23 protein-coding genes are annotated in these 26,245 nt (G+C 70.0%); 6 read left to right on the forward strand and 17 right to left on the reverse strand.

Annotated elements, in window-relative coordinates:
• Window positions 1-20 precede the first annotated feature (20 nt).
• On the reverse strand, window positions 21-1,403 hold the full coding sequence (locus ABGB18_RS20860) for a hypothetical protein (RefSeq protein WP_347697214.1): 1,383 nt from the start codon (window positions 1,401-1,403) through the stop codon (window positions 21-23).
• Between the two features lie 212 nt (window positions 1,404-1,615).
• Complete coding sequence (locus ABGB18_RS20865; RefSeq protein ID WP_347697215.1) at window positions 1,616-3,016, reverse strand: hypothetical protein; 1,401 nt, start codon at window positions 3,014-3,016, stop codon at window positions 1,616-1,618.
• Window positions 3,017-3,184: 168 nt separating this feature from the next.
• On the opposite strand from ABGB18_RS20865, the gene ABGB18_RS20870 reads away from it, so the two are divergent.
• Window positions 3,185-3,820 (forward strand): DUF305 domain-containing protein, encoded by a 636-nt coding sequence (locus ABGB18_RS20870; RefSeq protein WP_347697216.1) that lies wholly within the window; start codon window positions 3,185-3,187, stop codon window positions 3,818-3,820.
• A 117-nt stretch (window positions 3,821-3,937) separates the two neighbouring features.
• Here the strand turns inward: ABGB18_RS20870 and ABGB18_RS20875 are convergent, their stop codons facing one another.
• Both ABGB18_RS20875 and ahcY read right to left on the reverse strand, forming a co-directional pair.
• Complete coding sequence (locus ABGB18_RS20875) at window positions 3,938-5,191, reverse strand: adenosylhomocysteinase (protein WP_347697217.1); 1,254 nt, start codon at window positions 5,189-5,191, stop codon at window positions 3,938-3,940.
• A gap of 247 nt (window positions 5,192-5,438) precedes the next feature.
• On the reverse strand, window positions 5,439-6,866 hold the full coding sequence (gene ahcY / locus ABGB18_RS20880) for an adenosylhomocysteinase (RefSeq protein ID WP_347697218.1): 1,428 nt from the start codon (window positions 6,864-6,866) through the stop codon (window positions 5,439-5,441).
• Window positions 6,867-6,969: 103 nt separating this feature from the next.
• On the opposite strand from ahcY, the gene ABGB18_RS20885 reads away from it, so the two are divergent.
• Window positions 6,970-7,308 (forward strand): MerR family DNA-binding transcriptional regulator, encoded by a 339-nt coding sequence (locus ABGB18_RS20885; protein ID WP_347697219.1) that lies wholly within the window; start codon window positions 6,970-6,972, stop codon window positions 7,306-7,308.
• A gap of 18 nt (window positions 7,309-7,326) precedes the next feature.
• Here the strand turns inward: ABGB18_RS20885 and ABGB18_RS20890 are convergent, their stop codons facing one another.
• The 5 genes from ABGB18_RS20890 to ABGB18_RS20910 are packed head-to-tail and all read right to left on the reverse strand — an operon-like array spanning window position 7,327 to window position 11,342.
• Window positions 7,327-8,259: a cation diffusion facilitator family transporter gene (locus ABGB18_RS20890; protein WP_347697220.1), complete on the reverse strand. Its 933-nt coding sequence runs from the start codon at window positions 8,257-8,259 to the stop codon at window positions 7,327-7,329.
• Between the two features lie 50 nt (window positions 8,260-8,309).
• Entirely contained in the window at window positions 8,310-9,416 is a 1,107-nt protein-coding gene (locus ABGB18_RS20895) for an SIS domain-containing protein (protein ID WP_347697221.1), read from the reverse strand.
• Window positions 9,413-9,580: a Trm112 family protein gene (locus ABGB18_RS20900; protein WP_347697222.1), complete on the reverse strand. Its 168-nt coding sequence runs from the start codon at window positions 9,578-9,580 to the stop codon at window positions 9,413-9,415. The genes ABGB18_RS20895 and ABGB18_RS20900 overlap by 4 nt, the downstream gene beginning before the upstream one ends.
• Window positions 9,577-10,926 carry a phosphomannomutase/phosphoglucomutase gene (locus tag ABGB18_RS20905; RefSeq protein WP_347697223.1) on the reverse strand — a complete coding sequence of 450 codons (1,350 nt, stop codon included), beginning with the start codon at window positions 10,924-10,926 and terminating at the stop codon, window positions 9,577-9,579. Before ABGB18_RS20905 ends, ABGB18_RS20900 begins: the two co-directional genes overlap by 4 nt.
• 47 nt (window positions 10,927-10,973) lie before the next feature.
• Complete coding sequence (locus tag ABGB18_RS20910; RefSeq protein ID WP_347697224.1) at window positions 10,974-11,342, reverse strand: DUF3499 domain-containing protein; 369 nt, start codon at window positions 11,340-11,342, stop codon at window positions 10,974-10,976.
• Between the two features lie 289 nt (window positions 11,343-11,631).
• On the opposite strand from ABGB18_RS20910, the gene ABGB18_RS20915 reads away from it, so the two are divergent.
• Window positions 11,632-12,072: a metallopeptidase family protein gene (locus ABGB18_RS20915; RefSeq protein WP_090930138.1), complete on the forward strand. Its 441-nt coding sequence runs from the start codon at window positions 11,632-11,634 to the stop codon at window positions 12,070-12,072.
• Window positions 12,073-12,308: 236 nt separating this feature from the next.
• Here ABGB18_RS20915 and ABGB18_RS20920 read toward each other — a convergent pair whose 3' ends face one another.
• Together ABGB18_RS20920 and ABGB18_RS20925 are read right to left on the reverse strand one after the other, a co-directional pair.
• Window positions 12,309-12,569: a WhiB family transcriptional regulator gene (locus tag ABGB18_RS20920; RefSeq protein ID WP_020546325.1), complete on the reverse strand. Its 261-nt coding sequence runs from the start codon at window positions 12,567-12,569 to the stop codon at window positions 12,309-12,311.
• Window positions 12,570-12,888: 319 nt separating this feature from the next.
• Complete coding sequence (locus ABGB18_RS20925) at window positions 12,889-14,880, reverse strand: hypothetical protein (protein ID WP_347697225.1); 1,992 nt, start codon at window positions 14,878-14,880, stop codon at window positions 12,889-12,891.
• Window positions 14,881-15,061: 181 nt separating this feature from the next.
• On the opposite strand from ABGB18_RS20925, the gene cofD reads away from it, so the two are divergent.
• The 3 genes from cofD (at window position 15,062) to ABGB18_RS20940 (ending at window position 18,270) form a co-directional block, all read left to right on the forward strand.
• Window positions 15,062-16,000 carry a 2-phospho-L-lactate transferase gene (cofD, locus tag ABGB18_RS20930; protein ID WP_347697226.1) on the forward strand — a complete coding sequence of 313 codons (939 nt, stop codon included), beginning with the start codon at window positions 15,062-15,064 and terminating at the stop codon, window positions 15,998-16,000.
• Window positions 15,997-17,304, forward strand: coding sequence for a coenzyme F420-0:L-glutamate ligase (locus ABGB18_RS20935; RefSeq protein WP_347697227.1), 1,308 nt, complete (start codon window positions 15,997-15,999; stop codon window positions 17,302-17,304). Before cofD ends, ABGB18_RS20935 begins: the two co-directional genes overlap by 4 nt.
• Window positions 17,305-17,532: 228 nt before the next feature.
• Window positions 17,533-18,270, forward strand: a complete 738-nt coding sequence (locus ABGB18_RS20940) for a lytic polysaccharide monooxygenase (protein WP_347697228.1) — start codon at window positions 17,533-17,535, stop codon at window positions 18,268-18,270.
• Window positions 18,271-18,427: 157 nt separating this feature from the next.
• Here ABGB18_RS20940 and ABGB18_RS20945 read toward each other — a convergent pair whose 3' ends face one another.
• The 6 genes from ABGB18_RS20945 to ABGB18_RS20970 form a co-directional block, all read right to left on the reverse strand.
• Entirely contained in the window at window positions 18,428-21,007 is a 2,580-nt protein-coding gene (locus tag ABGB18_RS20945) for a bifunctional FO biosynthesis protein CofGH (RefSeq protein WP_347697229.1), read from the reverse strand.
• Window positions 21,008-21,058: 51 nt separating this feature from the next.
• A complete protein-coding gene (locus tag ABGB18_RS20950; RefSeq protein WP_347697230.1) occupies window positions 21,059-21,955 on the reverse strand; it encodes a DNA-3-methyladenine glycosylase 2 family protein in 897 nt (298 codons plus the stop codon).
• A gap of 95 nt (window positions 21,956-22,050) precedes the next feature.
• The gene (locus ABGB18_RS20955; protein WP_347697261.1) at window positions 22,051-23,142 is read right to left on the reverse strand and encodes an NDP-sugar synthase; all 1,092 of its coding nucleotides are present in this window, start codon (window positions 23,140-23,142) and stop codon (window positions 22,051-22,053) included.
• Between the two features lie 20 nt (window positions 23,143-23,162).
• Complete coding sequence (locus ABGB18_RS20960; RefSeq protein ID WP_347697231.1) at window positions 23,163-24,278, reverse strand: glycosyltransferase family 1 protein; 1,116 nt, start codon at window positions 24,276-24,278, stop codon at window positions 23,163-23,165.
• A gap of 94 nt (window positions 24,279-24,372) precedes the next feature.
• Entirely contained in the window at window positions 24,373-25,386 is a 1,014-nt protein-coding gene (locus ABGB18_RS20965) for a lysylphosphatidylglycerol synthase transmembrane domain-containing protein (protein ID WP_347697232.1), read from the reverse strand.
• Entirely contained in the window at window positions 25,383-26,210 is an 828-nt protein-coding gene (locus tag ABGB18_RS20970) for a class I SAM-dependent methyltransferase (RefSeq protein ID WP_347697233.1), read from the reverse strand. The genes ABGB18_RS20965 and ABGB18_RS20970 overlap by 4 nt, the downstream gene beginning before the upstream one ends.
• Window positions 26,211-26,245 lie beyond the last annotated feature (35 nt).

Consider the following 26,245-nt stretch of genomic DNA (forward strand, 5'->3'; position numbering starts at 1 on the left):
GGTCAGAGGGGCAGGGCGAGTCAGCCGTGACCGTGGTTCCGGTACGACTCCTGCGTCTGCACGTTCAACCGGTCGGTACGAACGTTCCTGGCGCTGTTCGTCCGCCAGTCATCGATCTTGATGACGTCGAAGCCCTCGTGGAAGTCGGCCGCGTAGATGTAGCCGTTGTAGTAGTACGCCGACCAGACACCGCCGCCGTCACCGGCCGCGCGCGGACCGCGTTCGAAGTAGCCGATCTCCTTCGGGCGGGAGGCGTCGGTGAGATCCCAGATCGACACGCCGCCCATATACCAGGCCTGGACCATGATGTCGCGGCCCTTGACGGGGATCAGCGAGCCGTTGTGCGCCACGCAGTTCTCACTGTCGTCCTGGTAGCGCGGGATCTTGAAGTAGCTCTTGAACCTGAGCTGGCCCCTGGAGATCTCGTAGATCGCGTCCGCGCCGCGGTTGGGACCGACGGTCGCGTTGCAGGTGGCCTCGCCACCGCCGCCGAGCTCGTCGGTGAAGATCACCTTCCGGGCGTCGTTGGTGAACGTGGCCGAGTGCCAGAACGCGAAGTTCGGGTCCGTGGTCCGGGCGGTGACCTTCGGGTCCAGCCGGTCGGAGATGTCGAACAGCACGCCGTCACCCATGCAGGCGCCCGCCGCGATGTCCCTCTCCGCGAACACGGTGATGTCGTGGCAGCCGGTGGTCGGCACCAGCAGGCCCGGCTGGGTCTCGTTGCCGCCGTCGGGGAAGACGACCGGGGTGGCCGCGACCGCCGCGTCGGTCGGGTTGCGCAGCGGCACCTTGATGATCGAGATCTTGTCGTGCGGCGGCAGGCAGTCCGGGAAGTTGTCGGCCGGCAGGTAGGACGAGACGTAGATGTAGACGTTGCGGTCCCGGTCACGGCCCTTGCCCGGGACGAGGGTCAGGGTGTGGGAGCCGCAGTTGGTCTCGACCGACTTGATGTAGCGCGGGTTCGTCTTGTCGGAGACGTCGAAGATCCGCACGCCCTCCCACGACTCCTTGACCGCGGCGGACTGGCCGGTGCTGGCGCACGAGTCGTTGTTGCGGGAGGAGTCCACGGCGGTGAACAGCAGGTCCCCGTACACCGCGACGTCCATCTGGGCCCCGGGGCACACGACGGAGCTGACCGCCCTGGCCTGCTTGGGGTTCCTGATGTCGTAGATCGAGAATCCGCCGTAGTTCCCGACGTACGCGTAGTTGCCCTGGAAGGCGACGTCAGTGTTGATGGTGCCGGCGATGGGGGCGGGCTTCGGGACATTGCCGACATGGGTCACGTTCGAGCTGGTGACCACGGTGTCGGGCGGCGGGATGTCGTTGGCCTGTGCGGGCATCGCCGTCAGCGCTAACGCGACGGCCGCCCCGGCTACGACGAGGGCACTGCGCGGATTGAACACTTCTGAGCCTCCTTGATCACATGTGTCCTAATCGCAGACACAAGTGAACTGAATGGTGAGCCTCGTCTTCGTCCCTGGCCAGAGGTCACCTTGTCAAGAAATTTCATGACTTGATGGGTTGAATGGCTTTTGTCGCAGATGTACTATTTTCGGCTTTTTCCACGCCGCAGGCGGCGAGGACCCGGGGTCCCCGCCGCCTGAGGGAGGTGGGATCAGTGATCGTGGCCGTGACCGCGCCCGCCGTAGGACGGCTGCGACTGGACGTTCAGCGAGTCCATCCTCACCTTGTCCGCACCCTTGGTACGCCAGTCATTGATCTTCAGCACATCGAGGCCCAGGTTGAAGTCGGAGCCGTAGATGTAGCCGTTGTAGTAGTACGCGGACCAGAAGCCGCCCGACAGCGCAGGGGCGGTGTTGTCCGGGCCGCGCTCGAAGAAGGCGATCTCCTTCGGGTTGGCGGAGTCGGTGAAGTCGACCACCGAGATGCCGCCCTGGTACCACGCCTGCACCATGATGTCGCGCCCCTTGACCGGGATCAGCGAGCCGTTGTGCGCCACGCAGTTCTCACTGTCGTCCTGGTAGCGCGAGATCTTGAAGTAGCTCCTGAACTGGAGCTGCCCTCGTACGATGTCGTAGTACGCGTTGGCGCCCCGGTTCGGCCCGATGGCCTCGTTGCAGGTGGCCCGGGAGCCGCCGCCGAGCTCGTCGGTGAAGATCACCTTCGTGCCGTCGTTGTTGAAGGTGGCGGAGTGCCAGAACGCGAAGTTCGTCTCGTCGCGGGCGGTGGCGGTCACCCTGGGCTGCTCGGGGTCGCGGATGTCGAACAGGACACCCTCACCCATGCAGGCACCGGCCGCGATGCCACGCTCCGGGTAGGCGGTGATGTCGTGGCAGCCCGAGGTGGCGGACTTGCTGTCGGGATAGGAGCCCGGCACGCCGGGGAAGCCTCCGTCGGGGAACAGCACCGGCGTCGCGACGACCGAGGCGGCCGTCGGGTTCCTCAGCGGCACCTTGACGATCGAGATGAGGTCGTGCGGCGTCTTGCAGTCCGGGAACGCGTCGTTCGGGCCGTAGGACGAGATGTAGATGTAGACGTTCTTGCCCCACCGGTCAGGCACGAGGGTGTGCGTGTGCGAGCCGCAGTTCGTCTCCACCGACTTGATGTACTTCGGGTTCCGCTTGTCGGAGACGTCGAAGATGCGGATGCCCTCCCACGACTCCTTCACCGACGCGGGCTGGCTGGTGCTGCTGCAGGAGTCGTTGTTGCGCGAGGAGTCGACCGAGCCGAACAGCAGGTCACCGTAGACCGACATGTCCATCTGGCTGCCGGGGCAGACAACGGAGCTGACCACCTTGGTCCGCTTCGGGTTCCTGATGTCGTAGATCGAGAACCCGTAGTAGTTGCCCACGTACGCGTAGTTGTCCTGGAAGGCGATGTCCGTATTGATATCGGCCAGTGCCTCAGGCTTGGGCACGTTCGTGACGTGCTCCATGTTCTGGCTCATGACGATCTCGCCGGGAGCCGGGATGTCCGCGGCCTGGGCCGGCACGGTGGTGCCGGCCATCGCGACGAAAGCCGCGAGGAGCACGATGGCTCTTCGGGGGGTGAACACTCGGGAACCTCCGATAAAGGGGGCATAAATCTAAGCAATCTTCACCCCACCCAAGCCCGCCAGACCAGCGTGCAATCTGTCAAACTTTGTTCCGATTCGCCCCCTTCCAATTGGCCCCATTTAGCCCTAAAGTGCCCATTCTCGACTGGGTCCTGCTAGGGAGGCTGGGTGCGCGCCGCGCTCGTTGTCATCGTGGGCACGGTGGTTGCCCTGTCCGGCTGTACTTCCGGCACCGCCCCGCAGGTGACCCGAGCCGACTCCACCGCACCCGTGATCGCCCCCGGGCGCCCCGGCGAGCAGGCGCAGACGTTGTCACCCGCCGAGGCCGCCACCGCGGTGCCGTCACCGACCGCGAACGCCGCCGACGTCACGTACGTCCAGGACATGATCGTCCACCACCAGCAGGCCCTGGACATGGCGCTACTCGCCCCGAACCGGGCCGAATCCCCCCAGGTCAAGGGCCTGGCCGACCGGATCAAGGCCGTCCAGGGCCCGGAGATCCAGTACATGACCACCTGGCTGCGTCAGCAGGAGCAGAAGGTGCCCGACCACCACGCGGCGCACGACGGCATGCCGGGGATGGCCACGCCCGAGCAGATGGAGGCGTTGAAGGTGGCCACCGGCAAGGAGTTCGACCGGCAGTTCCTGCAGCTCATGATCAACCACCACCTGGGCGCGATCAAGATGTCGGGGCAGGTGCTGACCAGCGGCTCCCACATCAAGATCGAGGAACTGGCCACCGACGTCAGCGTGGAACAGACGGCCGAAATCCGCCGCATGCAACAAATGCAGACAACCCCGTAACTTCGCCCGCCGCCAGAGTCTCCACAAGCCCAGCCAGGACCGCCGCCGACGTCCCCCACAAGCCCGGCCGAGCCCCCTCCGCCGTCAGGACTCCGATACCCCCGGGCGGCCTGGCTGTCAGGAGCCCACTCGCCAGGAGTGCAGGTAGGCCTCCTGCTCTGCGGTGAGCGTGTCGATGCCGATGCCGGTGGCGGCCAGCTTGAGCCTGGCCACCTCGTGGTCGATCTCCGGCGGCACGTCATAGACGCCAGGCGCCATGTTCGCCCGCTCGCCGACCAGCCACTCCACGGCGAGGGCCTGCGCGGAGAACGACATGTCCATGACGGCCGCCGGATGGCCCTCGGCGGCGGTGAGGTTGACCAGCCGCCCCTCGGCCAGCAGCAGCAGCCGGCTGCCGTCGGGCATGACGTACTCGTCGGTGTTGGGCCGCACGCCCCGGTGCACCTCGCCGGCCATCTCGTCCAGTGCCCGCACGTCGATCTCCACGTCGAAGTGCCCCGCGTTGGCCAGGATGGCGCCGTCCTTCATGACCGACAGGTGCTCGGCCCTGATCACGTCGCGATTGCCGGTTACGGTGACGAACAGGTCGCCGAGCAGCGCCGCCTCGGCCATCGGCCGCACCTCGTAACCTTGCAGGGTCGCGTCCAGCGCCTTGACGGCGTCGATCTCGGTCACGATCACCCGCGCCCCGAACCCCTTGGCCCGCTCGGCCACCCCGCGCCCGCAGTAGCCGAACCCGGCCACGACCACGGTTCGCCCGGCCAGCATGGTGTTGGTGGCTCGCATGATCCCGTCGAGCGTGGACTGCCCGGTGCCGTACCGGTTGTCGAACATACGCTTGGTCCGCGTGTCGTTAACCGCCACCATGGGGAACCGCAACGCGTTCTCGGCGGCCATCTGGCGCAGCCTGATGATCCCGGTGGTGGTCTCCTCGCACCCGCCGGAGACCCGTTCGAGCAGGTCGGTACGCTCGGTGTGCAGGATGTTCACCAGGTCGCACCCGTCGTCGAGCACGAGGTCGGGCCCGAGATCGAGGGCCTGGTGAATGTGCCGGTAGTAGGCGGCCCGGTCCACCCCCGCCCGCGCGTACACGGCCATCCCGTAGGCCCGCAGGGACTCGGCCACGTCGTCCTGCGTGGACAGCGGGTTGGACGCGGCCAGGGCGATCTCGGCGCCCCCCGCCAGCAGGGCGCCCATCAGCACGGCCGTCTCGGCGGTGACATGCAGGCAGGCGGCGATCTTCACCCCGGCGAGCGGCCGTTCGAGCCCGAACCGCTCCCCGATCGCCGTCAGCACCGGCATCGAACGAGCGGCCCAGGAGATCTGCCGCTCACCGCTATCGCTGAGGTCCATGGCCGGGCTTTCCCCCATCACGGCGCTCCTCCGGAGCGCTCAACCGACAATCATCTTGTACGCGGGCCAGGTTGCCCGCACGCGCCGACGCCAGTGACCGTCCGTCCTGGCCGGTCGTGAAGGCTCACGGGTCGCTCGCCGTGACGAAGCGCACGCTTGCCCGCCTTCTTCGCTCAAAGCCCCCACGAGACCGCGTCGGACCTTGGATACGGGAAAGCTCCGGAAGGGCGGAACCCCTCCCGGAGCACTTCTCGAAGAAGACGATCTAGTAGCGGTAGTGGTCGGCCTTGTACGGCCCCTCGACGTGGACACCGATGTAGGCCGCCTGCTCCTTGGTGAGCTCGGTGAGCTTGACGCCCAGCGCGTCCAGGTGCAGCCGGGCGACCTTCTCGTCCAGGTGCTTGGGCAGCGTGTAGACGTCGATCGGGTAGTCCGCCGTCTTCGAGAACAGCTCGATCTGCGCGATCACCTGGTTGGTGAACGAGTTGGACATCACGAAGCTCGGGTGGCCGGTCGCGCAGCCGAGGTTCATCAGGCGGCCCTCGGCCAGCACGATGATCGAGTGGCCGTCCTCGAAGACCCACTCGTCGACCTGCGGCTTGATGTTGTTCCTGACCACACCGGGGGTCTTGGCCAGGCCCGCCATGTCGATCTCGTTGTCGAAGTGGCCGATGTTCGACACGATCGCCTGGTGCTTCATCTTCGCCATGTGGGCGGCGGTGATGATGTTGAAGTTGCCGGTGCAGGTGACGAAGATGTCGGCGATGCCGACGACCTCGTCGAGCGTGGTGACCTGGAAACCGTCCATGGCCGCCTGCAGCGCGCAGATCGGGTCGATCTCGGTCACGATGACGCGGGCACCCTGGCCGCGCAGCGCGTCGGCACAGCCCTTGCCGACGTCGCCGTAGCCGCAGACCACGGCCACCTTGCCGCCGATCAGCACGTCGGTGGCGCGGTTGAGGCCGTCGATGACGGAGTGGCGGCAGCCGTACTTGTTGTCGAACTTGGACTTGGTGACCGAGTCGTTGACGTTGATGGCCGGGAAGAGGAGCTGGCCGTTCTTGTGCATCTCGTAGAGGCGGTGCACGCCGGTGGTCGTCTCCTCGGTGACGCCCTTGATGCTCTCGGCGATCGTGGTCCACTTCTTGTCCGAGCCGACCGTGCGGGTGAGCAGGTCGACGATGACGTGCCACTCCTCCGGGTCCTCGGCGGTGGCGGGGGGCACGGCGCCGGCCTTCTCGTATTCGGCGCCCTTGTGCACGAGGAGCGTGGCGTCGCCGCCATCGTCGAGGATCATGTTGGGCGCGTCACCGCCGGGCCAGGTGAGGGCCTGCTCGGTGCACCACCAGTATTCCTCCAGCGTCTCGCCCTTCCAGGCGAACACCGGCACGCCCTTCGGGTCGTCGACGGTGCCGTCGGGGCCGACGACCACGGCGGCGGCGGCGTGGTCCTGCGTGGAGAAGATGTTGCAGCTCACCCAGCGGATCTCGGCGCCGAGCGCCACCAGCGTCTCGATGAGGACGGCCGTCTGGATCGTCATGTGCAGGGAGCCCATGATCTTCGCGCCGCGAAGGGGCTGGGAGGCCGCGTATTCCTTGCGAACCGCCATGAGGCCGGGCATCTCGTGCTCGGCGAGCCGGATCTCCTTGCGACCGAACTCGGCCAGTGAAAGGTCTGCGACCTTGAAGTCCATCGGGTGTCCCCTCGCGTCACGGATGTTTTCCGCTAGCGAGTGTAGGTGGCATCACGTCGCGGGCGCACCTCCAGAATGCTGAAACTGACGTAAGAATGTAAGGATGCGCATCACGGAAGCCGCCAAGCGGCTCGGCATGTCCCCACGAATGCTCCGATACCGGGAGGCACTCGGCCTGCTGCCCCCGGTGCGGGAGCAGGGAGCACACCGGCGGTTCGGGCCCGATGAGCTGACCGCCGTGGCGCAGGGGGTGGAGCTGGAGAAGCGGTTCGACGTGTCACCCGCGGAGCTGGCGTTCGCGCTGCGGGTGCTGAGCGAGCCCGCGGTGGCGGCGGCCGTGCGCGACCTCGGCGTGCGGATCGGGCGCATCCAGGCGCCGCGCAGGGCCCTCGATTTCGAGAAGGAGAAGGCCCTGCGACTGCTGCACCCGCCCGGCAGGTGACCCTCCGGCGCGCCGGTCCTACTGGCGGGCCGTGGTGCTGGGGGACCTGTCCAGATCCGGCTCCAGGTAGATGACGCGGGCGATCGGCACGGCCTCGCGGATGCGCCGCTCGGCCTCGTCGATCCCCCGGGCCACCTCGCCCGCCGTGTCGTCGTGGGCGACCGCGATCTTGGCCCCCACCAGCAGCTCCTCCGGGCCCAGGTGCAGCGTGCGCATGTGGATGATCCGGTCCACCTCGGGCGCGCCCTCCAGCGCGGCGCGGATCTGCTGCTCCATCTCGGGCGTGGCACCCTCGCCGACCAGCAGCGACTTGGTCTCCATGGCCAGCACGACGGCGATCACGGCCAGCAGCACGCCGATCATCAGGGTGCCGATGCCGTCCCAGGTGCCGTCCTGGGTGATGACCGCCATCGTCACGCCGAACAGCGCGAAGATCAGGCCGAGCAGCGCGCCCAGGTCCTCCAGCAGGATGACGGGCAGCTCGGGCGACTTGGACCGGCGGATGAAGGAGACCCAGGTCTGCCGGCCGCGTACGGCGTTGGACTCCTTGATCGCTGTGCGGAACGAGAACGACTCGGCCACGATCGCGAAGATCAGCACCGCGAACGCCCAGATCGGCGCCTCCACCGGGTGCGGATCGGAGAGCTTGTGCACGCCCTCGTAGATCGAGAACGCCGCGCCGATGGTGAACAGCACGACGGCCACCACGAAGGCGTAGAAATAGCGTTCGCGGCCGTAGCCGAACGGATGCTCCTTGGTGCTGGCCCGCGCCGCCCGCTTGCCGCCGACCAGCAGCAACACCTGGTTGCCCGAGTCGGCGACCGAGTGGATGCCCTCCGCCAGCATGGACGAGGAACCGGTGAAGGCCGCGGCCACGAACTTGGCCGCGGCGATCGCCAGGTTGGCGCTCAACGCCGCAATGATTGCCTTCGTACCGCCGCTCGCGCTCACCGGTCGTCTCCACTCATAAGATCACTTATCGCAATGCCCAAAAGGGGATCCTATTGCGTAATTCGGGCCTTCAGCTCAGCAATCGCCGACACTGGTGTCGGGTCGACACCGTATCCCAGCGCCAGGTACGTGCTGGCGTAGTCGCCCAGTGCGACCAGTGAGGCGATCCGCTCCAGCGGGTGCACGCCCTCGGCCGTGAGCTCGCTGACCGCCACGTCCCGCTCGTGCGCCAGCCGTACGGCCGCCTCGCGCCGCCGCGTCACCTGGGGATGCTCCTCCACGTCACGCAGCACCACGAGCCTGATCGCGGGGCCCGGCGCGTCGGCGAAGATGTCGCGCTCGGCCAGCGGCCCGTCGAGGGCGACCACCTGGTTGTGGCAGGCCTCGGGCAGCTCGCCGTGCATGGCGGGATATTTCGCGTTGGTGTTGAGCTGGCAGGCCAGCCGGTACGCCGCCACGCCCGCCACCGGCGACGACCCCCAGATCATCGGCAGGTTCTCGGCCAGGTCCATGGCCAGCGACTTTCCGGGGTTGATGAACGACTCGCTGGACGGCCGGCACCGGTGCGCCATGTCCTCCAGCGACTTCGCCACCCGCTCGTAGAGGTCGGCGTCGGCCGGGAGGAGCCGCAACTCGGCCAGGGCCACGATCAGCGGGATCGTCAGCAGCCAGACGTTGGCCCGGGACTGGCCGGTGACGGGCACCGGCACGTAGACCGCCGAGGCCTGGGTGGCCACGGCCTCCAGTTGGGAGCCGGGCGCGCCCACGCCGAGCAGCGTGCAGCCGCGCCGCACCGCCTGCACGGCCACGGACACCGTCTCCTCGGCCTCGCCCGAGCCCGACACCACGATGACCAGGTCGGTCGCGCCGACCCAGCCGGGAAGCTGGTAGGAGCGCAGCGGCACGATGGGCAGCGGCGCGCCGTTGCCGACCACGGCCGCGAGGATGTCACCCGGAATGCCCGAGCCGCCCATGCCCGCGACCACGACGGCCCGCGGGCGCCCCTGGCTCGCCAGGCGAGCGACGTGGGACTCGACGGCGATGCGGTAGCCGGTGCGTACGTGAGCGGCGGAGGCGGCGACCGCGAGCAGCATGCCGCCCGGATCTCCCTCGGAGAGGTGCCGCTGATCGTCGAGCCGCGCCGGCTCCCAGGTCACGGCTTCCTGGCCTCGTCGACGAGCAGGACGGGGATGTCATCCCGGACGGGGTAGATCAGGCCGCAACCGGTGCAGGCCAGCTCCTCGGCCTCGGTATCCGCGCGCAGCGGAGCCTTGCAGGCCGGGCAGGCCAGGATCTCCAGCAACCAGTCGTCGATCTTCACTCTGACACCTTTCCGACTATGGCGAGGACCTCGTCCCTGATCGCCGACATCATGCCAGCGTCAGCGGCCTCCGCGTTCAGCCTCAGCAACGGCTCGGTGTTGGACGCCCGCACATTGAACCACCAGCCGGGCCCGGTCACGGTCAGTCCGTCGAGCTCGTCGAAGTCACCGCGCCCCGCGAACGCCTCCCGCACCCGCCGCAGCGCCTCGCCCTGGTCGGCGACGGTGCTGTTGACCTCACCCGAGGAGTGGTAGCGCGAGTAGGCGGCCACCACCTCGGACAGCGACCGGTCCTGCTCACCCAGGGCGGCCAGCACGTGCATGGCCGCCAGCATCCCGGAGTCCGCGAACCAGAAGTCGCGGAAATAGTAGTGAGCCGAGTGCTCGCCGCCGAAGACCGCACCCGTCCGGGCCATCTCGGCCTTGATGAACGAGTGCCCCACCCGCGTACGCACCGGGACGCCGCCGTGCTCGCGCACGATCTCGGGCACGCCGAGCGACGTGATCAGATTGTGGATGATCGTCGCCCCGGGGTGCTTGGCCAGCTCACGCACCGCGACCAGGGCCGTGATGGCCGACGGCGAGACCGATTCCCCACGCTCGTCGATCACCCAGCACCGGTCGGCGTCGCCGTCGAAGGCCAGCCCGAGGTCGGCGCCGCTCTCGACCACCGTCCGCTGCAGGTCGACGAGATTCTGCGGCTCCAGCGGGTTGGCCTCGTGGTGCGGGAAGTTGCCGTCCAGCTCGAAGTAGAGAGGGATCAGATCCATCGGCAGCCCGTCGAAGGCGGCCGGGACGGTGTGCCCGCCCATGCCGTTGCCCGCGTCCACGACCACCTTGAGCGGCCTGATGCCGCGCAGGTCGACGAGCGTGCGCAGATGGTGGGCGTAGCCGGACAGCAGATCCTTCTCGATCAGCGATCCGACCGGCGTGACGGTGGCCCCGACCAGCTCGGCGGCCCTGTCACGGATCTCCGTCAGCCCCGTGTCGCCGCCGATCGGCACCGCGCCGGAGCGGCACATCTTCATCCCGTTGTATCGGGCGGGGTTGTGGCTCGCGGTGAACATCACGCCCGGCAGCCCGAGGCTCCCGCTGGCGTAGTAGAGCAGGTCTGTCGATCCCAGACCGGCGTGCACGACGTCGGCGCGGCGCGAACGCGCGCCACGGATGAACGCCTCGGCCAGCGGCGCCGACGACCCACGCATGTCGTGGGCCACCACGACAGACTCGGCTCCGGTGATTTCGACGAAGGCCGCACCCACGGCCTCGGCGGTCGGCTCGTCGAGCTCGTCGGGGACCACCCCGCGAACGTCATACGCTTTGAAGATCTTGGCGAGGTCGCCCACTCTCCAGCTCCGCCCCTAGGTCGTCGTTTCCTCCATGTTGAACGAGCCTACCGGTCGCGATGCTGCTGGGCCGACCTCAGAACGCGCAGATGCCCGCGGCGGCCGACCTCCACTCCCTGGCCGACCGGTTCGCCGCTGCCGGAGGGTGCGGGCCGCGCGGCCTCCCTGACCGCGTTGGCCAGCGCCTCCAGGTCGTCGGAGCTGGGCGAGGCGCCGTCCGTCGGCAGGCGCACGACCTCCCAGCCACGGGGAGCGGTCAGCCGGTCCGCGTGTTCGGCGCACAGGTCATAGCAGTGTGGCTCCGCGTACGTCGCCAGGGGGCCGAGGACAGCGGTCGAGTCGGCGTATACGTACGTGAGCGTGAAGACGGCAGGCTGGCTGCATGCTGTGCGGGAACAGCGGCGGACGGGGCTCACGGAGGGACCGTATCCGGTAAGAGTGCCAGGCGCCACTATCTGAGCGCTCTTTACGAGCGTGTCGCCACAATTCGGACACCTGTCGCAGCCTTTCCACCCACATGCCCGATGCCACCGGCGTTCCGTGACATCCCCCGTCCGGCTCACAGACCCCCGCGAACGCCCTGGGCACCTCTGCCACTACCACCACTTCGCTCACTCCAAACCCAGGAGTTTCCCCGGATACCGGCTCGCGCGACCGCGACGGCGCTCCCCGTAACCGCCCGCCCCTCCCCGTACACTTGCTGTCGTGAATCACAAGCGCGGTCCCAGACGGCGCGACCGCCACGGCCGCGGCCTCCGCGGCCCCCTCGCCCCCTCTCACGTGCCCCTGGCCAAGTCCCGCAGCGAGCGCTTCGACGACCTCGTCCTCGACGCCGTCGATCGGCTCCGTCCCCGCTGGGAGCGGCAGCTTTCGGTGGTGGAGTTCGCGGTCGAGGAGGTGCCGCCGCTGAGCGAGCTGGGTGACGGGCCCGGCCTGACCTCCGATCCGATCCCCTTCGGCCGCGCGGACACCGCCACCGGCCAGCGTCCGGCCGCGATCGTCATCTACCGGCGCCCGCTGGAGGCCAGGGCCAGGGACCGCGACACCCTGGGCGCCATGGTCCACGACACGGTGGTGGAGCAGGTGGCCACGCTGCTGGGCATCTCCCCGGAAACCGTCGACCCCGGCTACGACGACCGCCGCTGACCCGTCGGGGGGGGGCTTCGACGCTCCCGGGCTCGAAGTCTTCGCGACGCGGGAGGCTCCGCGTGACCCGAGTACGGCTCGCGGTGACGGACGGCCGGGACATGGGTGGACGACTCCTGGGAGTTGATCAGCGCGCTCACCGTATCGGTCAAGCGGGCTCACCATGCCGGTCAAAGGCCATCACGCATGCTAGAAGGGGCCACACGGCAGCCCGCGTGACCCCTTCGGCCATATACCTAAACGGCCTGGCGCTTGATCCGTCTGCGCTCCCGCTCGGACAGTCCACCCCAGATGCCGAACCGCTCATCGTGCTCGAGTGCATATTCCAGGCACTCGGCACGGACCTCGCACGATCGGCAGACCTTCTTGGCCTCTCGAGTGGAGCCGCCCTTTTCCGGGAAGAACGCCTCCGGGTCAGTCTGCGCGCACAACGCACGCTCCTGCCAGCCGAGTTCTTCAGCGTCAAGCTGATCCTGTGCGATGACCGGATCGGTCACTGCACACCTCCCTGCCGCCCGCCCGCAATGGAGCCCCCCATGGACGCCTTCCTTAGTACCCACCCATTGGAAGGCGTAACAACATGGTTGTAATTACACGCGTGTGCTGTAGGCGCCGTCAAGCGGCATGCAGGTATCCGGGGAAAGACCAGATCTCGCCCCGGTGTGCTTGGCATGTGATGTTCGCCCCCTGCCGCGGCCCGTCCGCGCTTGGCTTCGGCAGGGGTTGCTCAACGCTGTCAGCGGTCGGAACCGTACCAGGGCGGGATAGACGCCCGCCCCCGGCCCACCTTCTCTCTAGCCGTTCATTGCCGGTCCGTTACCTGCGTGGCTCATTGGGGGTGTATATGGCGGTCGGGTCGATGGGGTCGTCACCCGGGCGGCGCTGGTCGCCGCCGAAGGCGTTGCCGCCGCCGAAGGGCGAGGCGTCGAGCCGCATCGTCGAGTCGCCGTGGGGCTCGGGCCAGCCCGCCTGCTGCCCCGGGGCCTGACCCGGGGCCTGGTGGGTGGGCTGGTACTGGCCCTGCTGGGGCTCGTACTGCTGGGGCTGCTGCTGCGGGTGGCCGAAGGGGTCGTCGTAAGGCCGCCCGGCCTGGCTGGGGTAGTCGGGCACGCGTGCCTCGGGCTGGGTGCCGGCAGTGGTGGAGTGCTGGTAGGTCTCCGCCTGCTGGTAGGCGTCCATGAGCTGCTGCGAACGCGGGTCCACGGGCAGGTCGGGCTCCTGGTATGCGTTCGGCGTGGCGTACTCGTGCCCCGAGTAGCCGGTGAACGGCTGACCGGCCTGCTGGGGGGCGGGCTGGTCGAAGGCGCTCTGGCCGAAGTAGGAGCCCTGGTCCGCCTGGGGGTAGCGGACGTCGGGGGTCGTGTCACCCGGCGGGAGCTGCTGCTCGGTCTGGGGGGCGAAGGCGCTGGGCGCGCCCTCCGCCGGCGCGAACTGGCCGCCCTGCTGCTCCGCGCCCGGGGCGTAGGGGCTGGGCTGGTCGTTCGCGGGGGCATACGGGTTCGGGCTCGGCTGGCCGTAGGCGTTGGGCTGGCTGTCCGCCGGGACGTACGGGGCGGGCTGGTAGTCCGCGGGCGGGGTGGCGTACTCCTGGGCCGGGGCCGAGGGGCCGGCGGGCAGGGCCGCCCTGATGGGCTGGTACGGCTGCTCGGGCTGCGGCTGCTGGGCGTAGCCCGCCTGGGGGTCGGGCTGCTGGTGGTCGGCCGGCGGCCCGTACGGGGACTGCTCGGGCTGCCCGCCGAAGCTCGGCGGCTGCTGACCGTAACCGGGCTGCTGACCCGACGGGAACTGCTGACCGTAATCGGGCTGCTGACCGTAATCGGGCTGCTGGCCGGTCGGGGGCTGCTGGCCATAGCCGGGCTGCTGACCCGACGGGAACTGCTGACCTGACGGCGGCTGCTGGCCATAGCCGGGCTGCTGACCGGACGGGGGCTGCTGGCCATAGCCGGGCTGCTGACCGGACGGGGGCTGCTGGCCATAGCCGGGCTGCTGGCCGGTCGGAGGCTGCTGGCCATAGTCGGGCTGCTGGCCGGTCGGAGGCTGCTGACCGTAGCCGGGCTGCTGACCCGACGGGAACTGCTGACCTGACGGCGGCTGCTGGCCATAGCCCGGCTGCTGACCGGACGGGGGCTGCTGACCATAGCCGGGCTGCTGGAAGGACACCGCCGCGGGATCCTGCTGGCCGTAGCCGGCGCCCGACGGGTCCTGCTGGCCGTAACCGGGCTGCTGGCCCGAGGGGGTCTGGCCGTAGCCGGCGGGGGGCTGCTGGCCGTAGCCGGGGCCCTGCGGGGGCTGCTCGGGGTGGCCGAACTGCTGCTGCGGCTGGCCGAAGTAGGGAGCCTGCTGGCCGAACTGGGGCTGGTGATAGACCTGCGCGGCCGACCGCTCGGGCAGGACCTGCGGCAGCAGGTAGACCAGCGCGATGGCGGTGAGCGTGAGCAGCGGCACACCCTGGAGCACGAACTCCAGCACCGAGCGGGCACCGCCGCCGGCGAACAGGCCGAGCAGGAGCGAGAGCACCCCGAACACCGTCTGCAGCAGCAGACCGGCCGCCGCACCGTACGTGATCGGCTTCGCCTTGGGCGAAGGGGTGCCGACCTTGGTGACGAGCAGCACGGAGCCCAGGAGCAGGGCCGTCACGACCGGGTTGGTGAGCGCCGGCATGTTCATCTGCGCGCTCTCGGTGAGGGACACACCGGTGATCGGCGAGATCAGGATGTGGCCGATCAGCACCAGCACGTTCACCAGTCCGGTGACGAGCATGACCCAGGCGCCCGGCTCTCTCAACCGGGCGACGTCGAATTTGCTCACAAGTACCCCCATCGGACCCTTTGGCCCGAAGGGAGTTTGCCACAACACCGGCGCGCCTCGCGGGAGTCCCAGAAACCTCTTCGCTAACAAATCCAGCAGCCATCGGCGGTCCGGCCCTGCGAGAAAGGCGAAAAGGACTCCCGAAGCGGCTCTGTCGGGGCCCGATGGAAGACTGGGGCGCATGCACATCGTGTCACTCGCCGGCGGCATCGGCGGCGCCCGTTTCCTGCGCGGCCTGCGCGCGTCCGAGCCAGCGGCCCAGCTCACCGTCATCGGCAACACGGGCGACGACATCACACTCTTCGGCCTGCGGGTCTGCCCCGACCTCGACACCGTGATGTACACGCTGGGTGGCGGCATCGACGAGGAGCAGGGCTGGGGCCGGGCCAAGGAGTCCCACGTCGTCAAGGAGGAGCTGGCCGCGTATGGCGTGGAGCCGCAGTGGTTCGGGCTCGGCGACCGCGACCTGGCCACCCATATCGTGCGCTCCCAGATGCTGGAGGCCGGCTACCCGCTCTCGCAGATCACCGAGGCGCTGGCCGCGCGCTGGCAGCCGGGCGTGCGGCTGCTGCCGATGAGCGACGACCGCTGCGAGACCCACGTCGTCATCGAGGACGAGCAGGGCAGGCGGGCCGTCCACTTCCAGGAGTGGTGGGTGCGTCTGCGCGCCTCGGTCCCGGCCCGGTCGTTCGCGCTGGTGGGAGTCGACACGGCCAGGCCCGCGCCGGGCGTGCTGGAGGCCATCGAGGAGGCCGACGTCGTCATCCTGCCGCCGTCCAACCCGGTGGTGAGCATCGGCACGATCCTGCAGGTCCCCGGCATCCGCGAGGCCCTGCTGCCCAAGACCGTGGTCGGGGTCTCGCCGATCATCGGCGGCGCGCCCGTCCGGGGCATGGCCGACGCCTGCCTGACGGCCATCGGGGTGGAGACCACCGCGCAGGCCGTGCTGGAGCTCTACGGCTCCGATCTCATCGACGGCTGGCTGGTGGCCGAGGAGGACGAGGGGGTCGCCCTCGACGACGTCCGGGTGGTCGCCCGGCCGATCCTCATGCACGACGTGGCCGCCGCCACCGAAATCGCCCGCACCACCCTCGACCTCGCCCAGGAGCTCGCCCGATGACACACCTGCCCGCCGACCACGCCCAGGACCAGGCCGCGCCCCGGCGGCTGGAAGTGATCGCCGTGACCGGCATCGGCGAGGTGCGGCCGGGTGACGACGTGGCGGCCCTGCTCAAGGACGCCGACGTGCGCGACGGCGACATCGTGGTGGTCACCTCCAAGATCGTCAGCAAGGCCGAGGGCCGCGTCCGGCAGGCCCCCGACCGCACGGGGGCGATCGAGGAGGAGACCGTACGCGTGGTCGCCAGGCGCGGCGACACCGTGATCTCCCAGACCCGCCACGGCTTCGTCATGGCCGCCGCCGGGGTCGACGCCTCCAACACCGAGCCGGGCACCGTGCTGCTGCTCCCCGCCGACTCCGACGCCTCGGCCCGGCGCATCAGGCAGGGCCTCGGGGTGCGGGCGGGCGTGATCGTCTCCGACACGTTCGGGCGGCCGTGGCGCAACGGCCTCACCGACGTGGCCATCGGGGTGGCGGGCGTGCGACCGCTCGACGACTACCGCGGCACGTCCGACGGCTACGGCAACGCGCTGAGTGCCACCGTCACGGCGCTGGCCGACGAGATCGCGGCGGCGGCCGAGCTGGTCAAGGGCAAGCTCGCCGGAGTGCCGGTGGCGATCGTGCGCGGGCTCGCCCACCTGGTCACCGAGGACGACGGGCCGGGGATCAGGCCGCTCATCCGCGGCGCCGACGACGACCTGTTCCGTTACGGGTCGCGGGACGTGGTGTTCGCCCGCCGTACGATCAGGGAGTTCGCCGAGCGGCCCGTCGATCCGGCGGCGGTGCGCAGGGCGGTGGCGGCGGGCATCGCAGCGCCCGCGCCGCACCACACGACCCCGTGGCGGTTCGTGCTGGTCGAGTCGCCGCAGACGCGGACCAAGCTGCTCGACGCGATGCGCGAGGCGTGGATCGCGGACCTGCGGGGCGACGGGTTCACCGAGCAGTCCATCGCCAAGCGGATCAAACGCGGTGATGTGCTGCGCAACGCGCCCTACCTGGTCGTGCCGTGCCTGGTGATGGAGGGCTCCCACACCTACCGGGATGATCGGCGCAACGCCTCGGAGCGGGAGATGTTCGTGGTGGCCACGGGCGCCGGCGTGGAAAACTTCCTGATCCAGCTCGCCGTCGAAGGGCTCGGCTCGGCGTGGGTGTCGTCCACGATGTTCTGCCGCCCGGTCGTACGAGAGGTGCTGGACCTGCCCGGCTCGTGGGACCCGATGGGATGCGTGGCCGTCGGCCACGCGGCCGCCCCGCCCCGCGACCGCGCCCCACGCGACCCGGCGGACTTCATCCTCACGCGCTGACCGGGGCCCACCGGCTCGCCCCGGCCGGCCCAGGCCGGGGGCGGCTCGCCCCGCGCGGCCCAGGCCGGGGGCGGCTCGCCCCGCGCGGCCCAGGCCGGGGGCGGCTCGCCCGGCCCTGTTGCGCCGTCACGCGCTGACCAGCGGCGAAACCCATCGTCAGCGAGACGTTTACCGTTAGGAAAGTTTCCTTTACATTTGGAGCATCCCCCCATGTAAAGGAGCCGCTTCATGAGAAGGACTCTCACGTTGGCCGCCGCGGTGGTGATCGCCCTCGCCACCACGGTGTTCAACACGGCGCCGGCGTTCGCGCACGGCTACGTGAACTCGCCCCCGAGCCGGCAGGCCAACTGCGCCCAGGGCAGGGTGTCCGGCTGCGGCAACATCATCTACGAGCCGCAGAGCGTGGAAGGACCCAAGGGCCTGCGTAGCTGCCACGCCAACCTGTCGCAGTTCGCCCAGCTCAGCGACGAGAGCAAGTCGTGGCCGGCCGCCTCGGTGGGCAGCACGGTGACCTTCACCTGGACGTTCACCGCCCGGCACGCCACCTCCAACTTCGAGTACTACATCGGCAACAACCGGGTGGGCGTGTTCTCCGGCAACAACCAGCAACCACCGCAGACGGTCTCGCATCCGGTCAACCTGTCCGGCTACTCGGGCAGGCAGAAGGTCCTGGCGATCTGGAACATCTCCGACACCGCCAACGCCTTCTACTCCTGCGTCGACGTGCAGATCGGCGGCGGTGGCGGCAACCCGACGCCCACCCCCACCCCGACCGTGACCCGCACGCCCACTCCGACGCCGACGGTCACCCCCACGACGCCTTCCGGCACGTGGCGGGCCGGTACGACGTACGCGGTGGGCAACACGGTGACCTACAACGGCGCCACGTACCGGTGCGTCCAGTCGCACACCGCCATCGCCGGCTGGGAACCGCCCAACGTCCCCGCACTCTGGCAGCGGACCTGACCCGGAAGGGGGCGCTCAGGCGCCCCCTTCCCCGATCAGGTCGTCGGCTCGCAGGCGGGGGTGGCACAACCTGCGGGCCAGGGCCGCCAGGAAGAGGTCGGTGGTCTCTCCCCGCTTCTCGGCCCCGTGCAGCGAGCCGTCGATGGCGGAGGTGACGCTAGGCCATCGGCAGGACCCGCCGGACGCTCCCGCACACCCCGTCGCTCGCCGCGGCGGCCCGCAGCCGCTCGGGGGCCGGCTCGCCGTACTCGGTGGTGCGCTGCCGCACCGGTCGCCCGGTGACCGCCACCATCTCGCGGAGCTCGGTGATGGTCTTGTACGAGCCGTTCTCCGAGCCCGCCATCCTGCTGATGGTCTCCTCCATCAGGGTGCCGCCGAGGTCGTTCACCCCGCCCTGGAGCACCTGGCGGCACAGGTCGTCACGGAGTTTCACCCAGGAGCACTGGATGTTCTTGATCGCGCCGTGCAGGAGGATCCTGGCCAAAGCATGCACGGCCCGGTTCTCCTGCGCCGTGGGGCCGGGCCGGGCGATGCCCGCCAGGTAGATGGGCGCGCTGGTGTGCACGAACGGCAGCAGCACGAACTCGGAGAACCCGCCGGTCTCCTCCTGCAGGCGGCGGATCAGCTTGATGTGCCTGACCCAGTGCAGGTGGTTGTCGACGTGCCCGTACATCATGGTCGACGTCGTGGGGATGCCCACCTGGTGGGCCGTCGTGATGACCTCGACCCACTCCTTGGCCGGCAGCTTCCCCTTGGTCAGCACCCAGCGCACGTCGTCGTCGAGGATCTCCGCCGCCGTGCCGGGCAGCGAGTCCACCCCCGCCTCCTTGGCCGCCTCCAGCCAGCCCCGGATGGACATGTTCGTACGGGCCGCGCCGTTGATGACCTCCATCGGGGAGAACGCGTGCACGTGCATGTCCGGCGTCCTGGCCTTCACCGCCCTGGCGATCTCGAAGTACGCGGTGCCGGGCAGGTCCGGGTGGATGCCGCCCTGCATGCACACCTCGGTCGCCCCGGCCTCCCACGCCTCCCACGCCCGCTCGGCCACCTGGTCGAGGCTCAGGGTGTAGGCGTCGGCGTCGGTCCTGCGCTGGGCGAACGCGCAGAAGCGGCATCCGGTGTAGCACACGTTGGTGAAGTTGATGTTCCTGTTGACGACGTAGGTGACCTCGTCCCCGACGGCCTGCCTGCGCAGGTCGTCGGCGATGGCGGCCAGCTCGTCCAGCGCCTGGCCGTCGGCGGACAGCAGGGCGACCGCCTCGGCGTCGGTCAGCCCGGCGGGATCGGCCGCGGCCCGCCGGAGCGCGCCGCGCACCTCGCCCGCGGTCACCCCACCGGCCGCCGCACCACTCGCGGCCACCGCCCGATCAGAGCCGTCGCGGCGGTCGCGCAGGGCGTTCCAGTCGCCGTAAACGTGGTCGAAGTCGTCCCGGCGATCATGGGTGCGGCCCGACGTGTCCACCTCCACGTGCAGGTCCACCCGCCCCGAGGCGACGAACCCGCCGTCCGGCTCCTGCCAGGGCCGCCCCTCCAGCACGGCGTCCTCCCTGGCCAGCCCCGTGTCGGGGTCCGCCAGGGCGGCCACGTGGCCGAGCAGCCGGGGGTCCAGCCAGGGCTCGCCGGCCAGCACGTACTCGGGATAGATGGTCAGCCGCTCGCGCAGCCGGAACCCAGCCGCCTCCGTACGGGCCGCCAGGTCGTCGATCTGGGGCCAGGGCCGCTCGGGGTTGACGTGGTCGGGGGTCAGCGGGGACACACCGCCCCAGTCGTCGATGCCGGCCCGGATCATGAGGGCGTACTCGTCGTCCACCAGGTTGGGCGGCGCCTGGACGCGGGCCCGGGGCCCGAGGACCAGGCGGGCGACCGCGATGGTGGCGGCCAGCTCCTGGAGGTCCGCGTCGGGCAGCCCGCGCATGGCCGTGTCCGGCTTGGCGCGGAAGTTCTGCACGATGACCTCCTGGATCCCACCGTATTCGCGGGCCACCCGCCGGATCGCGAAGATCGACTCGGCCCGGTCCGTGACGGTCTCGCCGATGCCGATCAGGATCCCGGTGGTGAAGGGCACGTTCGTGCGGCCGGCGTCCTCCAGGACGCGCATCCGTACGGCCGGGTCCTTGTCCGGCGACCCGTAGTGCGGCCCGCCCTTCTCCTCGAACAACCGCCGCGACGTCGTCTCCAGCATCATCCCCATGGACGGCGCCACCGGCTTGAGCCGCTGCAGGTCACGCCAGCTCAGCACGCCCGGGTTGAGGTGCGGCAGCAACCCGGTCTCCTCCAGCACCCTGATCGCCATGGCCCGCACGTAGGACAACGTGTCGTCGTAGCCGTGCGCGTCCAGCCACTCGCGGGCCTGGTGCCAGCGGTCCTCCGGCCGGTCCCCCAGCGTGAACAGCGCCTCCTTGCATCCCATCGCCGCCCCCTGACGGGCGATCTCCAGCACCTCGTCCGGGCTCAGGAACGGCGCGTCCAGCTTGTGCGGCGCGGTGGCGAACGTACAGTAACCACACCGATCCCGGCAGAGCCGGGTCAACGGGATGAACACCTTCCTGCTGTACGTGATCACCCCCGCCCGGCCGACGGCCCGCAGACCGGCGTCGCGCACGCGGGAGGCGTGTTCAAGGAGGGTGTCGAGTTGCTCGCCCCGGGCCTGCAACAGCACGGTCGCCTCGGTGACGTCGAGGGCCTTGCCGTCTCTGGCCCGGGCGAGAGCGCGGCGGAGCGCGGAATCAGAGCTCATAAAGGCACAGTACGACGGGCTGAGTTCGCCCCTCGCACTCAGGGGCGGCCGTCAGAACGATCTGTAGTCCCTTACCGGCATCCGGGGCCCGCGCGCGGGCGGGCGCAGCCCTGTGAGCCACACGTAGACCGACGCGCGGTGCCGATGCCCCCGGTACGGCTCCAGCAGCCGCAGCATCCCGTGGTCGTCGGTCTTCTCTCCGGCCAGGGCGTAACCGACGAGCTTGGCCAGGTGGAAGTCACCCACGCTGACGGCGTCCGGGTCGCCGAGGGCCCGCTGGCGCACCTCGGCCGACGTCCACACCCCGATCCCCGGCAGGGCGCGCAGCAGCCGGTCGAGCTCCTCCGTGTCCGCCGCCGCCTCCAGCTTGGCGGCGTGCCAGGCGGCGTTGGCGATCGTCCTGGCGCGTACGGCCTCGGCGCCCGCGCGGTGCCAGTGCCAGGTCGGGATCTGCCGCCACACCACGGTCTCGGGCACGACCCGCAGGCCCTCGGGCGCGGGCCCCGGCGCGGGCTCGCCGTAGCGCTGCAGCAACCACCGCCAGGCCCGCCACGCCTCCCGCCCGACGACCTTCTGCTCCAGCACGGCGGGGATCAGCGCTTCCATGACCCGGCCGGTCCGCCCAATCCGCAAACCCGGATTTTTCCTGACAGCATCCGCCAGGACATCATGTTGCACAACAAATTCGGAATCGTCGTCGTACGCCCCCAACAACCCCGGCAGCGCCTCCAGCGCCCACCCCGCCCCCGGCCCCCAGGCCTGCCCCAGCACCTCCCCGCCCTTGACGCTCACCCTGAGCGTGCTCGGCCCGTCGGGCGTCCTGGAGGTGCGCCACACGGCGCCGTCAGGGGTCTGCCGCCACGTGGGATCCCCGCTGCCCCGCTTGTGCGGCCCCAGGGCCAGCCCCACGTCCACCGGGTATTCGGGCACCCACCTACGCTCCTCCACCCGTCCAGTGTGCCGCGCCCGAACACCCACCGAGCCACGTCAGGACATCGCGAACAGCAGTGAAGACCCCTGAAAAGAACCCCGCTTGAGCGACCTCAGACGTCGCTGGAGAAACGCATCGCCCGCTCGGGCAGCTCGATGCCCGGCCAGATGCGTACGCCGTGCTGCAACTCGTTGCCCGGCCCCACGATCGCCCCGTCCCCGATCACCGCGTCGCGCACCACCGCGCCCGAGCACACCCGCGCCCCCGTGCCCACCACCGAATCCGTCACGGAGGCCCCCGCCTCGATGACGCAGTCGTCGATCAGCACGGAGCCCACCACCGAGGCCCCCGCCTCGACCACGACCCGCGCGCCCACCGCCGTGCCGCCCTGGACCTTGGCCTCCGGCGAGACCCTGGCCCCTTCGAGCGCCAGGTGCTCGCCGGTCGGCCGGGGCAGCGCCGGCGAGGCCAGCCGCCCCAGCACCAGGTCCCGCGACCCCCGCACGAACGCGGCCGGCGTGCCCACGTCCAGCCAGTAGGTACGGTCGGCGTAGCCGAGCACCAGCTCCCCAGACTCGATCATCCCGGGGAACGTCTCCCGCTCCACCGACACGACCTGCCCCTGCGGGATCTGGTCGATCACCGACCGGGTGAACACGTAACACCCGGCGTTGATCCGGTTGGTGACCGGATTGGGGGTCTTCTCCAGGAACGCGGTCACCCTCCCGGTCTCATCGGTGGGCACGCAGCCGAACCGGGTGGGATCGTCCACTTCTGTCAAATGGAGCGTTACAGCGGCCTGCCGTGCGCAATGGACGCGCACCTGATGGCCGATGTCGTGCCCGGAAAGCACGTCCCCGTTCAGGATGAGCACCGGATCGGACGACCGCGACGTGAGCGCCTCGGCGGCGTTGCGGATGGCGCCGCCGGTGCCCAGCGGCGTCTCCTCCGTCATGTATTCGAGCGAGAGCCCGAACTTCTCCCCGTCGCCGAAGGCCGGCTCGAACATCGCCGCCTTGTACGAGGTCGCGAACACGATCCGGCGAACGCCGAAAGACCGTGCACGGGCGATCTGGTGGGCCAGGAACGGCACGCCGGCGGTCGGCAGCAGCGGCTTGGGCGTGCCCAGTGTCAGCGGACGTAGGCGCGTTCCCTGGCCCCCGACCAGGAGGATCGCCTCTAGGTCTGGCAAAGAGCTCTCCATCACTCCGTGAGGTTACCGAACTATTCGATGGCGCGTTGATAAGAGCTGAGATGCGCCTCGGCCGAGGCGTCCCAGGTGAATTCACCCGCCCTGGCCAGCCCCGCCTGCCGGAGTTGTGCGCGCCGCTCGGGGGAGGCCAGCAGTTGTCCGATCGCCGCGGCGATGCTCCCGGCGTCCGGCTCGGTGTAGGCCACGGCATCTCCGCCGACCTCGGGCAACGACGTACGGCATGTCGTCAGCACGGGGGCGCCGCAGGCCATGGCCTCCAGCACCGGCAGCCCGAACCCCTCGCCGCGCGAGGGGAAGGCCACCACGAGCGCCCCGCCGAGGAACCCCGGCAGGTCGGGCGCGCGCAGGTAGCCCGGCCGTACCACCTTGACGGTGGCCTCGACCTCCCGGCAGGCGGCGTCCACGTCGTCCTCGTGCACCCCGCCGCCGAGCACCAGCGCGGGCGGCTTCTCCAGCGCCTTCACGGCGGAGGCGAAGCCGCGGATGAGGTTGGGAACGTTCTTACGCGGGGCGAGGGCCCCCAGGAACGCCACATAAGGCTGACCGTGCAGGCCGCATCTGGCGGCGGCCCGGTGGACCTCCTCCTCGCTCGGCGGGTGGAACTGCATGAGATCCACCCCGTGGTAGGCGACGTCGATGCGGGTCGGGTCGGCGGAGAGCACGCGGACGAGCTCGTCCCTGGTCGCCTTGGACGGCACGATCACCCGCTGGGCATGGCGTACGGCGGTGCGGGTGGCGGACCTGAAGAACGACGCCCGCGGGTTGTGACGGTCGTGCTCGGTGAACCACGTGGCGTCGTGCACCGTCACGACGATCGGCAGGCCCGAGCGGATCGGGATGGAGTAGTAAGGAGCGTGGATCACGTCGGCGCCCACCTGGCGGGCGAGCAGCGGAAGCCCGCTCTGCTCCCAGGCGAGCCGGGCGGCCCTGTTGGTGATGGCGACAGGGCCGGTGAGGACATGCGCGGAGGGTGCGAGCAGCCGGTATCGTTCCGCTTCGGCCCGTTGGCAGACCACCGCGAGGTCCGCTCCGGCCCGGTGGAGCGCGGCCACGAGCCCGTCCACATATCGGATCAACGCGCCACGGTCCGCGGGGACCGCCGCCGCGTCGACAAGCACTCGAGGCATTACGTAGATCTTCTCCCCTCAAGATCAACGTGGGATCGGATATCCCCCTCTAAAGTTCAGCTTATGACCAGCCTCCCCTAAATCGTGGGCCAAATCACACCGAGTCGCGACGCGCCGCGATTCCCGCCAAGCCCGCGCAGATCAGATCCCCCAAGACGATGACAATGCGGGATGAAAGGGCCACCGCAATCGCCGCGCCACGGTCCAGATGGGGCGCCAGCACCACGACCATCACGGCCTCCCGCACACCCGCGCCCGCCGGGACGACGAAGGTCATGATGCCCAGGCACCACGACAGCGCGAACGCGCCGATGGCGAAGAGCGGCCCACCCTGCGGGGCCACGAAGTACAGGTGTACGCCGTAGGCGGCCCAGCCGGCCAGCGCCCAGCCGAGGGCGGTGAGCATGCCACGCCGGGTGAGCGGGTGGTCCAGCGGCTCGCGCTTGAGGCGGCGCAGGGCGTAGCCGATGAGGCCGTTGATGACCTTGGGTTCGAGCACCACCAGGAGCGGCGGGATGAGCAGCAGCAACCAGCCGTAGCGGTCCCAGCCGAGCGTGACGAGGGTGACGAGCAGGCCGGTGGCCAACTGGATGGGCATCATCAGGAAGAACGCCGCCGCGCTGCGCGGGCGCGGCACTCCGAGGTCGCGGCCCATCTCCATCTGGGCGAGCACGGGCCAGACGGCACCGGGGATGTATTTGCCGAGCTGTCCCACGAAGAACACCTTGGCGGCGGGCCTGAGCGGCAGCGGAGAGCCGAGGTCGGCCAGCAGCCTACGCCAGGTGAGCATGGCCCCGAGCAGCGCGGCGACCACGGCGACCAGCGACCCGGCCAGCGCGACCCACGACAACCGGGCGAACCCGGCCACCACCGCGTCCCACTCCGAGGCCACGGCCCACCCGCCGAACCCGAGCGCGACCAGCAGGAACCCGAACCGCAACGCCTTGCGCGCCACCGACCGCCGCGGCACCGCGGGCTCCCCGCCGGATCGCACGGCCTCCTCACCGGGCGAGGCGGCGGGCTTCCCACCGGGCGGCACGGCGGCCTCCTCACCAGGCGAGGCGGCGGGCTCCTCGGCGGGCGCGTGCCCGGGACCGGTGGCGCTCACAGCGGGCGCACCCGCTCGGGCGGCTGCGGCAACCCCGCGCCCGCCGGACGCCGCGGGGTCTTGGTGGCCACCCACAGGTAGGTCGGCACCACCGGCAGCAGCATCCTGAGCACCTCGCGGGGCATCCCGGCCAGCACCGTCCGCACCACCCGGCCCAGCACCCCGGGGAACAGCTCACCTCCGGCGAACCTGGTGGGCGTGGCCAGCACGGGGAAGGTGTAGTCCCACACGTGGAAGGCCCGCAGCATCCTGCGCAGCCCGCGCCGCGTCCTGAACCGCTCGTAATAGTGGTCGGCCCGCCCGAAGGCCCGCACGTAGCGGTCGGCCAGCGCGGGCGGCAGGTAGGACAGGAAGGGCAGCTTGTAGTGCGGCTCCATGACCCCGAGCCGGTTGCCCAGCCCCAGGTAGAGCACCCCGTCGTCGGACAGCACCCGGTGCATCTCGGCCACCACCGCGTCGGGGTCGACCACGTGCTCGTAGATGTGGTTGAACACCAGCACGTCCACCGACCCGTCGGGGAACGGCAGCGCCGTGCCGTCACCGCACACGAACGCCACCCGCTCGCCGAACCGGTCGGCCGCCTTGCGCAGCCCCGGCACGTCGATGTCGATGCCCAGCGTGTGCCCGGCCCCGGCCCGCGCCAGCTCGTCGGCGATGAACCCTGCGGAGCAGCCCACGTCGCCCACGGTCAGTCCAGCGAGCGGCCCGTGGAAGTGCTCCAGCACCGCGATGATCTTCGCGGCCTTCCGCCTGCGCTTCTCCTCGTCGAGCATGGCGGACTGGAACTCGCTGTATTCGAGCTGCGCGACGCGTTGCTTCCCCACGCCGCCCAACAGTACCGACCTGCTCGCCACGCCGG

The sequence above is a fragment of the Nonomuraea sp. B12E4 genome, assembly GCF_039871825.1.
Taxonomy (GTDB): domain Bacteria; phylum Actinomycetota; class Actinomycetes; order Streptosporangiales; family Streptosporangiaceae; genus Nonomuraea.

Coding starts and splice junctions, on each gene's coding strand:
- ABGB18_RS20960 (WP_347697231.1), bottom strand. CDS start 24,278: ATGCCTCGAGTGCTTGTCGACGCGGCGGCGGTCCCCGCGGACCGTGGC.
- ABGB18_RS20940 (WP_347697228.1), top strand. CDS start 17,533: ATGAGAAGGACTCTCACGTTGGCCGCCGCGGTGGTGATCGCCCTCGCC.
- ahcY (WP_347697218.1), bottom strand. CDS start 6,866: ATGGACTTCAAGGTCGCAGACCTTTCACTGGCCGAGTTCGGTCGCAAG.
- cofD (WP_347697226.1), top strand. CDS start 15,062: ATGCACATCGTGTCACTCGCCGGCGGCATCGGCGGCGCCCGTTTCCTG.
- ABGB18_RS20955 (WP_347697261.1), bottom strand. CDS start 23,142: ATGGAGAGCTCTTTGCCAGACCTAGAGGCGATCCTCCTGGTCGGGGGC.
- ABGB18_RS20885 (WP_347697219.1), top strand. CDS start 6,970: ATGCGCATCACGGAAGCCGCCAAGCGGCTCGGCATGTCCCCACGAATG.
- ABGB18_RS20935 (WP_347697227.1), top strand. CDS start 15,997: ATGACACACCTGCCCGCCGACCACGCCCAGGACCAGGCCGCGCCCCGG.
- ABGB18_RS20945 (WP_347697229.1), bottom strand. CDS start 21,007: ATGAGCTCTGATTCCGCGCTCCGCCGCGCTCTCGCCCGGGCCAGAGAC.
- ABGB18_RS20875 (WP_347697217.1), bottom strand. CDS start 5,191: ATGGGGGAAAGCCCGGCCATGGACCTCAGCGATAGCGGTGAGCGGCAG.